Genomic DNA, 13,278 nt, shown 5'->3' with positions numbered 1-13,278 from the left:
TGTTTTGTACAGCATTAAATTATCATATAGTTAAAAGATTAGAAGGGAGCAAATACTATGTGGTTGTTATTGCTATTTTTATAATTTTGTACCAAATGATAGTAGATAAGAATGAGAAATTAAAAAATATTCAATATTATATTGATTAGTTTGTTTATATTATCAGTATTTTTAAGTGTCTTGTCAACTGTAAAGGTAAATAATGGGCTAAATTCTAACGAGAATTAGTTTTAGAGCTTTTTCATTTTAGAAGTTTTGAGTCAGTGACTAGATCAAAAGAAAGCGATTTCAAAATAATTAAATCTAATTTGTAGGAAAAACTTTCCTTTGATATAGAAAGTTATTTCTAATTACCTTAAGAAAGAGCAGTAAGATATTAGACTTTCAATATAGAAGTATTGATAAGTTAAAATACAAGCTAAATTTCTTTTGAAATAGTAAGAATTACATAAATTTCAATAAGATTACATTATTTAATTAAGATTTCTAGGGATACAGGCATTATCTATTATCGTTAATTTTGTAAGGGAAGATATGAGCTAGAGTGTATTTTCAAAAAAGGAATACAGTAAGCTAGCTTATGTTTAAGTAAGGGGGTGTGTCTAATGTACTGATAGAAGTGAGGACGTTAGGTTAACTTATTTTTAAGGAGGTATAGAAAATGAACAAAAAGAAATTAGGTATCAGGTTATTAAGTCTTCTAGCATTAGGAGGATTCATTCTTTCTAATCCAGTTTTTGCTGATCAAAACTTTAGTCGTAATGAAAAAGAAGCTAAAGATACTGCCATTACATTTATTGAAAAAACATCAGGCCTTAATGACTCTATTAAGCTAGGTTCTGAAAGAAACGCTCAAGATATTAAACTTAATAAAGTGTCTCTTGGAGATCAAACTACTGAGTCTAATATGTATATCTACAATATATCCACTGGCGGTTTTATCATTGTCTCAGCAGATACACGCTCCCCAGAGATTTTAGGATATTCTCCAAAAGGAACATTTGATGCAGAAGGTAAGGAAAACATTTCTTCCTTTATTAAGAATTATGCAGATGAGATTAAAGAAAATAAAAAAATAAGTGTCACATACAATAATTCCGATAATATTAAACAACCTGCTGTTAGGTCTCTACTAGATGCAAAAGGAATTCATTATAATCAAGGTTATCCCTACAATTTATTGACACCTGTCATAGAAAAAGTAAAAGCAGGAGAAAAATCTCATGTAGGACAACATGCAGCAACAGGGTGTGTTGCTACTGCAACTGCACAGATAATGAAGTATCATAATTATCCTAATAAAGGTGTTAAGGATCACGCTTACACAATGACTAATGAATACTTTAATAATCCTCTTAACTTATGGGCAGCAATTTCTACTAGAGAGTATAACTGGAATAATATTTTACCTGCTTACTCAGGACGAGAAAGTGAGGCTCAAAAAGATGCTATATCAGGGTTAATGGCAGATGTGGGCATCTCAGTAGAAATGAATTATGGACCATCTAGTGGCTCAGCAGGTAGTCCATTTGTTCAAAAAGCCTTAAAGGAAAACTTTGGTTATTCACAAACTGTTCGTCAAATAACTCGAAGTGACTTTAGCAAAGAAGACTGGGAAGGTCAAATTGATAATGAACTTCAACAAAACCAACCGGTATATTACCAAGGTGTAGGTCAAGCAGGTGGACATGCCTTTGTAATAGATGGCTCTGATGGAAGAGGATTCTACCATGTTAACTGGGGCTGGGGTGGATCTTCTGATGGATTCTTTAGATTAGAGGCTCTAAATCCTGCAGCATTAGGAACTGGTGGAGGCGCTGGTGGTTTCAATAATTATCAGAGTGCTGTAATCGGAATCAAACCTTAATATGAATATGGATTTCGTTAGAACAGAAAAGCAAGCACATACAATAGCTAAAAAATTTTGTGAAGAACAATCACAAAGTAGCATAGATGTAGACAAGTTGATTTATCCTCTAGTTGGAGATAATGCAGATGGCGAGTTATATATATATGCTCTGTTTCCTGCAGGCTTTATTATAGTATCAGGTGACACTAGAGCCTACACTATTTTAGGTTATTCTTTTGATAATAACCTTGATCTCAAAAAAGAGAGTGTACGGGATATGGTAGAAAGTTATCAGGAACAAATAAAAACTATTGATTAACCCCTCAGATAGTAAGTTTCTCAAGCCATTCAACCATACTTTTAAAAATAGTTACGCAAATACTCTAAAGCTGATAGTTACCTATCTAGAGGATATTGTTTACAAAAAAAGCCACTCACTTTTACAAGCAGTAGTTACAACCTACTAGTCTTGCTTCAAAAAGCTTTCTTAGTAAAGGACTGAGTCTTCTGAGACCCGACTCGGTCCTTTTGCTATTTCTTTAATATACAAAAAATAAGATTAAAATAAGAACCTCAACACTTTTACTATCCAAATTAAATAGAAATTGTGTAAGTAAATACAAATTCCCCTGACAGCGATGTCAGGGAATTTTAGATAGTATGGTAAGAATAAGGTAGAATAACATTCTAATAGGCTAATAGGGTAAGTGTCTGTTTAATGTAACAAGACTACCTATGGGGACGGTTAACATAGGATGGGTATGACTACAATCAAATTTAGCTAAAACAGGAAAGGAAACATTCCCCATAACTTCTTCTAGTATTTGATAGGTTTTTTTATTTGTACCAAGATCATCAAATCCTTCATGTTTTCCTAAAATTAATCCACCAAGTCGATTAAATACACCACTTATTTTTAAAAGTGCAAAGCTTCTTTTAATAATAGCAGGATTTTTCATAGAATCTTCTATTAATAAAATATCACCAGTTTTTGTTTCTGACATATATTCAGTGCCCAGATTCCAGTCATTGTATTTAAATTACCAGCAATAAGTCTTCCAGTCACTTTTCCAGGATTTACAGTTATTAAAGTATTGTTCAATGTTACCTTAGCCCGATCTTGTGTTTCCCAATCAATCCTTTCTTCTGTCCAATAACTTGGAGTAGGCAATAAGGAAGGGGTTGGGGATTAATTAAAATATCTGAAAAGTAATCAGATGTTGCATTAACTAAGGGAGGAAACTCTCCAAAAGATGCTACCATAGTAGATGTTCAGTCCGGTTTTAGCGTAAATAGCAAATAGTATTGCTGTAATATCTGAATAGTCAATGATAATTTTGGGCTGCTGTTTTAAATAATCGTAATCAATATATGGTAAGAGAGAGTTGGAATTTACTCCACCAATTGTAGCCATAATACATTTTATGTTGGAATCATAGATAAGTTCATTTAATTCTTGACTTCTTTGTTCGATAGTGCCAGAACGGTAATGGCCACTCTTACCAGTTAGCTTACCTTCTTTAATATTAAAACCTTTATCAAGCCAAAACTTTTTAGCTCGTTCATAACGCTTTTTACCAAATTCAGTTGCAGGGGAGGACGATGAAAAAATACCTATTGTATCTCCAATTTTTAGATTTTGAATTTTCATACCATATCTCCTTACTAATTTGTCAAGCTTACTTATCACTATTGTATACTAAGTTAATAATAATTTAAACTAAGTTCCAATCTATCATTTATAATTCTTTCAAGCAATAAGTGAATAAGAACTAGTATATAAACTCTCTTAAGAAATTTAATTATATGAGAATATGTTAATATATATTAATGAAATTAAAAAACTTATGTTATGAATAGGAGGTTTTTCCATGAGAAAGACGATTACATTAATTTTAGTAGGCGCTTCATTATCTTTGCTTTTATTAAACACTGTACAGGCACAAGAAGAAGGGACTTCAACTTTAATAACTGATACGCAAATAGATCCTAAGAGTAAGACTGCCGCAAGGTATGTTCCAACTTATTCAAACTATTGTTCTGCTGTGATGATAACAAGTAAAGTTGGCTTAACTGCTAGGCATTGTGTGGGGAATCAGAATAAGGAAGGATATATAGGTGCTGTTTATCCTGGGCAATCTGGGTTACAGACACCATTTGGTATGATGAATATTAGTTCATATATTCCGGATAATGCTGAAGACATAGCAGTTATAAAAGGGACAGATAGCGATATGAGCTCTGATTATAGGAAGTATTTAAAAGATATTACTACTGATATAAGTTCGTTTTCACTAGAAGATTTAAAAATGTTAAAGGGGAAAAGAGTATATTCTTATGGTTACCCTGATAGAAGTTTGACTGGGTATAAACAATATAAAAGTAGAGGTATTATTACAAATTACAATCCAATAACTCGTCAGATATCAGCCAATATGCCATCTAGGCCTGGACAATCTGGCTCAGGAGTTTTCTTAGAAGAAGGAGATAAATTCCTAGGAGTTTTACAGGGTCAATCTAAAAATGAGAGTATAGTAACACCGATAGATAAAAGGTTAGCTGATTGGATTAATAAAAATAAATAATAAAGAAGCTACTTATTTAAACGATACTTAATTAATGTGTTAAAAAGTTATATATTTTTATAGCCTATTAGACAATTGTTTAAACTAATTGTTGATATCTGAATGGATTATTCTTAATCAAGCCACGATAGCTTGTGCAGATTTTTTCAAGAAAAAGATTAAGAAGTTTGTGTTTTTAATCTTTTCTAGTTTACTTGGGGTACTTTGTGTTAGAATAGTTACTAACCTATAAACATGGATTTTCTTTGCCTGATAGAGAGGAAGTAGGTTTTATGATAGCCAATTATATCAATTCATTTACCTCTGTTTTCCGTAATAATTTACGAAAATTAGTACCCTTAGCTTTAGTCTATTCTTGGTTAGAGCTGAGCCAAGATATTTTTTTATCCCCTAATTCTTTTTTGGCAGAAACTAGTAATGTGACATTTTATTCTCAAAAATGGATGCATCTTTTGTCACGTCAATTAACTGAACTATCAAAACTTGTCATGATGATTATGACAGGCTACTTTATCTATGGTATCTTATCTGATTATTTAAGCTCAAAGGAGCATGAGGTATCGCGCTTACCTTGGTTTGTATTTTTTTTGATCTGGATTCTCTATACAAGGAGTAATAATTTTAATAATTATTTTGCTCAAACTCCTTTTTGGTTACTGCTTGGGCTCCTGGGACTTGTTCTTATTGTGATAAGGCTGGTTATTAAGCATCTTACTCCAAATCAAAAATTTATTTTAATTCTTTTAACTACCTATCTTACTTATAGTCTGGGTAATTTCTTAGCTGCACATCTAACTTCTAGTCCGGATTTACTGGTTCAAACAGCAACATTGTCACTTTTAGGAATGGGTCCGACTCATTTGACAATGATATTTGCCTGGACAAGCCTAGCTATTTTTTTGCAAAATTTTGGCTTTTTGGTTCCCTTTATCTTGCAGACGCCGTCACTTGACCTTTCTACAACGACAGATAATTTAAACGCAACGCTCACAGAGCATGTGACGACTATTCCTCACTTGTTTACATTTTATACCTTGCGTGATAGCTTTGCGATGCTTGGGGGCTTAGGAATGATTTTGCCACTTCTGATTGCTGTTTTGATCGAAAGTAAGAAATTAAACAAGTCTTATCATTTCAAGCTATCTTTAATCTGTTTAGTTCCCGTTTTATGTGATCAACAGCTAGCCTTCTTATTAGGTCTACCCATTATATTAGAGCCAGTTTTGCTGATACCAATGATTCTAGTTAGCCTTGGTGCGGAAGCTATAGGCGCCTTATTTTTATGGTTGAAGTGGTTACATCCAGCAGTTTATAGTGTTCCTGTGGGAACTCCTAATCTGTTAATGGGTTTTTTAGCCAGCAATGGTGATTGGCGTTATTTTATTGTTATTGGTATTATTTTAGTAGTTTCAGTCTTGATCTATTTGCCTTTTATCAAAAGGGCATTCCAGAGGGAGGCCTTATATGATTAAAAAGAGATACTGGTTTCTTTTTGGACTGACACTTATTGCTTTTATTTTCTTAAGTATTTTAGGAAAAAACTATGTTAATAAAGTAAGTAATCAACAAAAAGCCCTTGTGCGCTCTCAAATGGAGCCAAGTATCTTTGTTCCAGGTTCTAGTGCGACGAAAGAACGTTTTAATGACATGTTGTCTGCTCTAAACAGTGTTCACAGAAAATACAGTATTTTAAAAGTGGTTGTTTCTAAAACAGACAAATTGATTTATAGTGGTAATATTACAAGTAACGATAATCATCCATTTATTGTCATTGCCTTTGAAAATAATCAAGATGGGTACGATAATATCAAAAAACAAGCTAAGTGGTTAAGTCTAGCTATGACGGATCTACAAAAGCAGTATCATTTTAAACGATTTAATGCTATAGGACATTCAAATGGTGGCTTGAATTGGACTCTCTTTTTAGAGAAATATTATTCTTCAGAAAATTTTCACATCGAAAAATTAATAACAATTGGGACACCCTATAATTTTGAAGAAAGTAATCCATCCAATAGAACGCAAATGTTAAAAGACTTAATTGATGATCATGAAGCCATTCCTAGTAGCTTGTTAGTCTACAATTTAGCGGGAACAGACTCATATGAAGATGATAAAATTGTTCCCTTTGCAAGTGTTGAGACAGGCAAATTCATTTTCCAGAAGGTTGTTAAACATTATACACAAGTAACTGTAACAGGTATTGATGCTAGTCATTCAGACCTACCTAGTAACCCAGAAGTTATTCAGTATGTAGCTGAAAAAATCTTAAGTGTAGGAAGACCCAAATAAAGGTGAAACTCATATTTTGAAGTTGCTTATTTTGTTCCCTAGGATATAATGCTAAAAGAAAAGGGCAGTTGCAAGTACAACTCCCCAACAGAACCTTTTAAGACGATAGCTGTTGTTTGATTATTTAAAAATAACCCAAATAACCCTTAATATGTATCCAGAATCCTGGACACATACTTATAAACTAGGCGGAACCCATGGATGTTATCCTGTATTGTACAGGAGGCATCCATTTTGTTTTTACCTGAATTCTTTTGTTATTATAATAATCTATATATTCCTCAAGAGCTCTTGAGAATTCCTCAAATGAAGAATAGTCTTTCTCATAGCCATAATACATCTCATTTTTTAACCTTCCAAAAAATGTCTCCATTATACAATTATCATAACAGTTTCCTTTCTGCGACATAGACTGGATAATACCATGTTTGTGTAATGTATTTCTAAAATAGGGATGTTGATACTGCCAGCCTTGATCAGTATGAAATATAAGACCTTCTATTGAAGGGAACTTATTGAAAGCTCTACTGAGAATTCTTCTTATCTGTTCCAGATTAGGACTCATAGATAATCATATGATATGATCTCATTTGTATTCATGTCTAAAACCGGCGATATATAACACTTTCCCCATGAAAAATTGAACTGAGATACATCTGTAGTCCATTGTTGTAAAGGCGCAGTTGTGTTAAAGTTTCTAGCAATTATATTGTCGGCAATTTTTCCTACCTCTCCTTTATATGAATGATATTTTTCCTTCGGACGTTTGCCTATTAATCCTTCTTCATGCATGAGACGTTGAACTCTCTTATGGTTCACTTTGTATCCACGGTTAATCAGTTCTTGATAGACTCGTCTAACACCATATCTACACTTGTTTGACTCAAAAATACTTTTAAGTAAATCTTCGTTTCTTAAAGCAACGACATCTCTCTTGCCAATCTCAAAATAATAGGTTGATTTAGCTAGATTTACTGCTTTGAGAAGATATTTTAAATAAGCAATTATTTTAAGTGAAGATAATTTAAAGTTATAATTTAGTTATTTTTATTGTTTAGAATACATCTTATAAATAGGAGGTATTAAAATGACGAATATTATTGAAACAAAAGATTTAACAAAAATCTATAGAAAACAGATCGTTTTGGATAAAGTATCTATAAATGTCGAAAAGGGTACAGTTTATGGTTTACTGGGACCGAATGGAGCAGGAAAGTCAACTCTGTTAAAACTTATTACTAAAGTCATTCAACCTAATTCAGGAGAAATACTATTTGAAGGAAATAAACTAAAAGGTAATGATTTAAGGAAGGTGGGAGCTATTATTGAGAATCCCGCTATCTACCCAAACTTAACAGCAACCGAAAACTTAGAAGTATTAACAACATTATTGAATATAGATAAGACAAGAATCAATGAGGTTTTAAATATTGTTACTCTTCAAAACACGGGAAATAAAAGAGCAAAGGAATTCTCCCTTGGGATGAAGCAAAGGCTTGGGATTGCAATGGCTCTTATTAATAGTCCTAAATTATTAATTCTTGATGAACCTACTAATGGTTTAGATCCAATAGGTATACAGGAGTTGAGAAAATTGATTAGGAAATTTGCAGATCAAGGGATAACAATTATTCTATCAAGTCATATTTTAAGTGAAGTCCAACAAGTGGCTGATAAAGTCGGAATAATCAATAAAGGACGATTCTGTTATGAAGGGCCCAATGATATGAAGGAATCTCATTTAGAAGACTTATTTATGGAAATCATAAAAAGGGAAGGAGTATAAAATGTTTGATGAAATCAAATCAGAAATTATTAAAGAAAAGCGTTCGGCTAATATTAAATTAATGATGTTAGTACCCCCGATTTTTATTATCTTCAATATTATTATGGGGATGTTAATGGGGAAAAGCCCAGAAGGGAAAAGCTATTTGATGGCTACAGCTTTTAATTGGTACCCAATTATGGTTTTACCTATTATATTAAGTTTACTAGTCATAAATATTAATAATAAAGAGAAAAGTTACCATTATATTTTTCAACGTAGTTTAGGACTAAATGAACAAAAAATGTTTATAGCGAAAAATATAGTTGTCATTATAGAGTTGTTCATTATCTTGGTAATTTCTTCATTATTAATTTTTTTCTTTGGAACTACTATTTTACACGAAGAGATATATTTTAATAATATAATTTTAGCGACTTTGATTCTATTTATTGGAAGTCTACCTGTAATTGGAATATCATTCATTATCAATAGACTTATTGGAAAGAAATTTTTTCTTCTGCTTATAAATTTTCTTTTAACCTTTCCCTCAGCAATCCTAGCAGTAAATAAAGCATGGGTATTCTTTCCTTGGTCCTATAATTTACGTATATTGACACCAATTATAAAAGTTCATCCAAATGGAACATTTTTAGAAAAAGGCTCTCCATTTTTGGATATGAATAGTGTTAATATTGGTATAGCTCTAAGTATAGGAGTTTATATTATGTCAGTAGTTATTCTGCTTATTTTTAAAAGGAGCAAGGCTTATGATTAAAAGTATTTATTCTCAGTGGCTTAGAACAAAAAGGATGCCTATAAGAAGTTTTTTATTAATTTGTCCAATTACTTTTACCTTTATTTTTTGTAGCTATTTATCAGTTGGAAATGTTCTTAAAGGAGTTGAAGTATTTTCATTTTTTGGACTGTTTATTATTGTAGCAACGTTTGCAGTTAGCTTTTTTGTTCCGATGTTATATGAGGCTGATAAAGCTGCTTGTTACTACGCGAATGAATTAAGAGTAGGAATAAGCAGAAGGTTAATATTTCTTAGTAAATTTTTTTTGATGCTATTAATTGTAATAAGTATTGAAATTATAGCTATTACTTTATTTGTAACGTTTTTGATGGTTTTTAGTTCTGTTCAAATTAGTTTGACTCAATTTATAACATTCTTTTTTTTAACTAATATATCATTATGTCCAATGATTATTTGCTATCAATTTATTACCTTAAAATATAACTATACAGGTAGCATACTAATTGGTTGTTTTACTACTTTGGCATCTATTCTACTAGGGACAACAGACTTAGGTATTATTATTTGGAGATATTTACCTTTTGTTTGGTCCGTAAAATTAGCATTAGATTATGGAAAAGGTCAAAGTGGTACAGAGATAATAATGCTTTATTCATTATTATCTATTCTACTAACATTAGTTTTACTTTATGTTGCTACAGAATGGTATAATAAGTGGGAAGGAATCAATTATTTGGAGGAATAATATGAAGATATTAGTAATTGATGATGATATTGACTTATTGAAAATGATTGAAACCATACTATATAAGAGTTATCTCGTTGATACATTATTGATACCTAGCAATATTGATCCAAATAAACTAAAAGAATATGACTTGATTATTTTAGATATTATGATGCCAGAAATTAGTGGTTTTGATTTTCTAAAAAAATATAGAAATTATGTAGATGCCCCCATATTACTATTAACGGCAAAAGATTTTGAAAAAGATAAAGTTGAAGGTTTTGCATTGGGTGCTGATGACTACATAACCAAACCGTTTTCAATCAATGAACTTAGGGCAAGAGTAGATGCCCATATAAGAAGAGAACATCGTGAAAAACATGTTCGTATCATTGACTCTATGGTTTCTTGTGATATTCTATCCAGACAATTATTTTGTTTTGATAGTGAAGTTAAACTTACATCAAGTGAATACGATATTTGTGAGTTATTACTTAAAAATAAAGGACAGGTTTTTTCGAAAGAAAAAATTTATATGAAACTATATGGTTATGATGGAAACGGCAATAGTAATACATCCATAACCGAGAGAATTAAATTAATTAGAAAAAAATTTATAAGTTTGGGAATAAATCCAATAAAAACAATTTGGGGAGTAGGTTATAAGTGGGAAATAGAAAAGGTTTAAAATATTTAATAGCTAAGTTTTCTATTTATGAATTAATTTACACATTTTTCATTATTGTATTCGCTTATTTACTGCTTAATAACCTTATATATAATAAGATATTATACCCTGCTAACTATTCAGAAAAAAACTCTATTAAAATTGAGAAGAAATTTAAACAATATAAGTTGAAACTTGATGATATACCATATTATTATGATTATACATTCATTGAAGATAATAGAGTGATTAAATCAACCATCGACAAAAAGTATAAAAATTTAGAGAAAAGTGCTAAAAAGAATGGTGAATCAAGAACCAATGACATAATTGGTAATAAAATTTTTAGATATTTTTCAACAGGGAATCAAGAACTTATTCTTAGTTATAGAATGACAGTAATTCCAGCCTCCGAGAAGATATATAATGTCGTTGGAAACTTTGAAATATTCTACTTATTCCTTCTATTAGTCATATGGATAATAGGTTTTATAATTATTATCAGTAGATTTTACAATTTATTAATTAGAGAAATAAAAAAAATTTCATCTGCCAACTCATATATACAAGAGATGAAATTGGATTTTCCTAGAGAAAAATCTAGATACAAAGAAATAAATAATGTGTTGAAGTCTTTAGATAGACTAGCAAAAAGTTTAAAGGAATCATTACAAAATCAGTGGGAGATGCAAGAAAGACAAAAAGATTTAATCGATTCTGTCACACATGATGTTCGTACTCCTATTACTCTAATAAAAGGAAATATTGAACTTTTTAAGGAAGAAACCAATTACCATTCTAATGAATATATTCTGCAACTAGAGAGTGGAGTAAATAGGCTTGAAAAATATATTGATAAATTAAGTCAATTCTCTGAAAACACTAAAGCTGAGAAACAAAAGTTAGATGATACTATTCTAGATTATTGGATTTCGATAGTTAACAATATTTGTTTAGCCTATAATAGACAACTTTACATTTTTAATAAAGACATAAGTAACATTCAACTAGATAAAGAAGAGATTTCAGTGGCCCTACAAAATGTTATTGTTAATGCAGTTGAGAATTCACAAGAAAGAACAAAAATTACAGCTTCATTTTCTGATTTTAAGGACAAATACATAATTACTATTTCTGATGAAGGACCTGGTTTTGATGATAATATTTTGGCGAGTGCAACACAAAAATATGTAACATGTAAAAATAATGATTGTTCAGTAAATGGAGTAGGGTTGTACATTGTAAAAAATATCGTTGAACAAAATAATGGAAGATTAAGTATTAATAATATAAATGAAAGTTTGAAGACAGGTGCTGTTGTTGAAATGATTTTCCAAAAATAATATGAATCCTCTTTATACAAGAAAAAGCCTTTGGGAAAAGGCTTTTTCTTGTATAGTTTAATGCCCCTACGGGTAAAATAAAAGATCGTTAATAAAGTGCGAAAAGTTATGATAGGAGGCACTTAGAACCTTTTTTAATTGTTTACTGGTGTTACAGTATCTAAAAATAAAATTTTGGTGGGCAAATAGTAATAACGTCTATCGAAAATTTATTTATAATTCATCACGATACCTATAATTATATAAATTAATCTAAGTTATGAAATAAAAAAGAAAGCATAGACTTTAAAATTTTATTATAATGAAATGAGGTATATTCATTACTTGATATAGAAGCTAACTATTTAAGTTGATATAAGAAAAACAGAGGTTTGTTTGATTATGAAAAAACGTATATGGTATTTGCTAATAGTAATTATACTAATCTTAGGAGAGGGCTAGTGATGAAAAATCTTTTTGCAGATTCTGAAGCATCCTCAAAAAAACGGGAACAAGATAGAATCGTAAATTATATAAAACAACATGTTGAATTAACGAATGGTGAACAAATAAAAAAGTTGAGTTTATCGAGTTTGAAAAAATGAGATGACGGGTTTTTGGAGAATATCTACAAAAATTAATGACAGCAAAAAAGTTTCGTTTGAAGAATCTAAAATAGGTGGAGAACTAGAATTATCGAATTATTCACCAAAGTATTTTCAAATAGTAAGTGAAATAAGTGAAAAAAACAGTAATGACATTTCAACAATCTATTATGGGGAGAAATAATGGTTTCTGAGAAAGATTATAATAAACTCTCTAGAGATATATATAGTGTAGATAATAAAAAGGAATAACATCCTATCGTATCAGGGGATATTGTAGGTAATAATAAATTTATTGTTATTGAACCACCTTGAGATAATACATCAAATGGTATGCAAGCAATGGTAGTTGCTCCAATAAAAAAAGGTACAAAAGCTGAGCCTGATACAAGTGAGATAGTGATTGCTTATGCAGGTAACTAATTCAGGTGATCGATTAGATAGAAATACAGATGTTGAAATGGCGGCTGGTGGGGATACCTATTTACTAGCCGACCCTACAACAAAGACTTTTAGGAAGTCTCAGGGAAAATCCGCTCTAGAATATGCTGAAAAAATATCACATAAATATCCTAATTCAGAAATTACTACAACTGGCCACTCCTTGGGAGAATCAGAGGCTTTATATGTTGCATTACAACTGGTATGGTACTTTCCGTAGCACGAACAACAGTAAAAATTTTTCATATTAGTAAGTTGAAGCAAA

16 protein-coding genes are annotated in these 13,278 nt (G+C 30.9%); 12 read left to right on the top strand and 4 right to left on the bottom strand.

The annotated features are described in order from the left end of the window. Positions 1–661: 661 nt before the first annotated feature. Both A3GU_RS0108765 and A3GU_RS0108760 read left to right on the top strand, forming a co-directional pair. Positions 662–1,867, top strand: a complete 1,206-nt coding sequence (locus A3GU_RS0108765; protein WP_018367158.1) for a C10 family peptidase — start codon at positions 662–664, stop codon at positions 1,865–1,867. A gap of 1 nt (position 1,868) precedes the next feature. After that, on the top strand, positions 1,869–2,168 hold the full coding sequence (locus A3GU_RS0108760; RefSeq protein WP_018367157.1) for a Spi family protease inhibitor: 300 nt from the start codon (positions 1,869–1,871) through the stop codon (positions 2,166–2,168). A 376-nt stretch (positions 2,169–2,544) separates the two neighbouring features. On the opposite strand, the gene A3GU_RS10380 is transcribed toward A3GU_RS0108760, so the two are convergent. Together A3GU_RS10380 and A3GU_RS10375 are read right to left on the bottom strand one after the other, a co-directional pair. Further along, the gene (locus tag A3GU_RS10380; protein WP_306676038.1) at positions 2,545–2,868 is read right to left on the bottom strand and encodes a S66 peptidase family protein; all 324 of its coding nucleotides are present in this window, start codon (positions 2,866–2,868) and stop codon (positions 2,545–2,547) included. A gap of 206 nt (positions 2,869–3,074) precedes the next feature. Beyond that, positions 3,075–3,500, bottom strand: coding sequence for an LD-carboxypeptidase (locus A3GU_RS10375; RefSeq protein ID WP_211205198.1), 426 nt, complete (start codon positions 3,498–3,500; stop codon positions 3,075–3,077). A gap of 220 nt (positions 3,501–3,720) precedes the next feature. Here A3GU_RS10375 and A3GU_RS0108750 point away from each other — a divergent pair, with 220 nt between their 5' ends. The 3 genes from A3GU_RS0108750 to A3GU_RS0108740 all read left to right on the top strand — a co-directional run bounded on the left by A3GU_RS0108750 (position 3,721) and on the right by A3GU_RS0108740 (position 6,726). Continuing rightward, positions 3,721–4,434 carry a trypsin-like serine peptidase gene (locus tag A3GU_RS0108750; protein ID WP_018367156.1) on the top strand — a complete coding sequence of 238 codons (714 nt, stop codon included), beginning with the start codon at positions 3,721–3,723 and terminating at the stop codon, positions 4,432–4,434. A gap of 272 nt (positions 4,435–4,706) precedes the next feature. Continuing rightward, positions 4,707–5,906, top strand: a complete 1,200-nt coding sequence (locus A3GU_RS0108745; RefSeq protein ID WP_018367155.1) for a PTS sugar transporter subunit IIC — start codon at positions 4,707–4,709, stop codon at positions 5,904–5,906. Next, entirely contained in the window at positions 5,899–6,726 is an 828-nt protein-coding gene (locus A3GU_RS0108740) for an alpha/beta hydrolase (protein ID WP_018367154.1), read from the top strand. The genes A3GU_RS0108745 and A3GU_RS0108740 overlap by 8 nt, the downstream gene beginning before the upstream one ends. A gap of 184 nt (positions 6,727–6,910) precedes the next feature. Here A3GU_RS0108740 and A3GU_RS10715 read toward each other — a convergent pair whose 3' ends face one another. Beyond that, positions 6,911–7,291: an IS3 family transposase gene (locus tag A3GU_RS10715; RefSeq protein ID WP_156812704.1), complete on the bottom strand. Its 381-nt coding sequence runs from the start codon at positions 7,289–7,291 to the stop codon at positions 6,911–6,913. Beyond that, positions 7,288–7,668, bottom strand: coding sequence for an IS3 family transposase (locus A3GU_RS10710; RefSeq protein WP_371130779.1), 381 nt, complete (start codon positions 7,666–7,668; stop codon positions 7,288–7,290). The genes A3GU_RS10715 and A3GU_RS10710 overlap by 4 nt, the downstream gene beginning before the upstream one ends. Positions 7,669–7,813: 145 nt before the next feature. Here A3GU_RS10710 and A3GU_RS0108730 point away from each other — a divergent pair, with 145 nt between their 5' ends. The 7 genes from A3GU_RS0108730 to A3GU_RS10700 all read left to right on the top strand — a co-directional run bounded on the left by A3GU_RS0108730 (position 7,814) and on the right by A3GU_RS10700 (position 13,233). Continuing rightward, on the top strand, positions 7,814–8,512 hold the full coding sequence (locus tag A3GU_RS0108730) for a lantibiotic protection ABC transporter ATP-binding subunit (RefSeq protein ID WP_018367153.1): 699 nt from the start codon (positions 7,814–7,816) through the stop codon (positions 8,510–8,512). Position 8,513: 1 nt separating this feature from the next. Then, positions 8,514–9,269, top strand: a complete 756-nt coding sequence (locus A3GU_RS0108725; protein ID WP_018367152.1) for a lantibiotic immunity ABC transporter MutE/EpiE family permease subunit — start codon at positions 8,514–8,516, stop codon at positions 9,267–9,269. After that, positions 9,262–9,996 (top strand): ABC-2 family transporter permease, encoded by a 735-nt coding sequence (locus tag A3GU_RS0108720; protein ID WP_018367151.1) that lies wholly within the window; start codon positions 9,262–9,264, stop codon positions 9,994–9,996. The genes A3GU_RS0108725 and A3GU_RS0108720 overlap by 8 nt, the downstream gene beginning before the upstream one ends. Before the next feature lies 1 nt (position 9,997). Beyond that, positions 9,998–10,666, top strand: coding sequence for a response regulator transcription factor (locus A3GU_RS0108715; RefSeq protein WP_018367150.1), 669 nt, complete (start codon positions 9,998–10,000; stop codon positions 10,664–10,666). Continuing rightward, positions 10,645–11,988 (top strand): sensor histidine kinase, encoded by a 1,344-nt coding sequence (locus A3GU_RS0108710; RefSeq protein ID WP_018367149.1) that lies wholly within the window; start codon positions 10,645–10,647, stop codon positions 11,986–11,988. Before A3GU_RS0108715 ends, A3GU_RS0108710 begins: the two co-directional genes overlap by 22 nt. Positions 11,989–12,428: 440 nt before the next feature. Beyond that, on the top strand, positions 12,429–12,572 hold the full coding sequence (locus A3GU_RS10705; protein WP_245537495.1) for a hypothetical protein: 144 nt from the start codon (positions 12,429–12,431) through the stop codon (positions 12,570–12,572). A 409-nt stretch (positions 12,573–12,981) separates the two neighbouring features. Beyond that, entirely contained in the window at positions 12,982–13,233 is a 252-nt protein-coding gene (locus tag A3GU_RS10700) for a lipase family protein (protein ID WP_018367148.1), read from the top strand. Positions 13,234–13,278 lie beyond the last annotated feature (45 nt).

Origin of the sequence: Streptococcus didelphis DSM 15616 (assembly GCF_000380005.1) — a bacterium.
Classification (GTDB): Bacteria; Bacillota; Bacilli; order Lactobacillales; family Streptococcaceae; genus Streptococcus; species Streptococcus didelphis.
The sequence above is the reverse complement of the archived record's forward strand: the minus strand, read 5'-3'. Positions and strand labels throughout refer to the sequence as shown.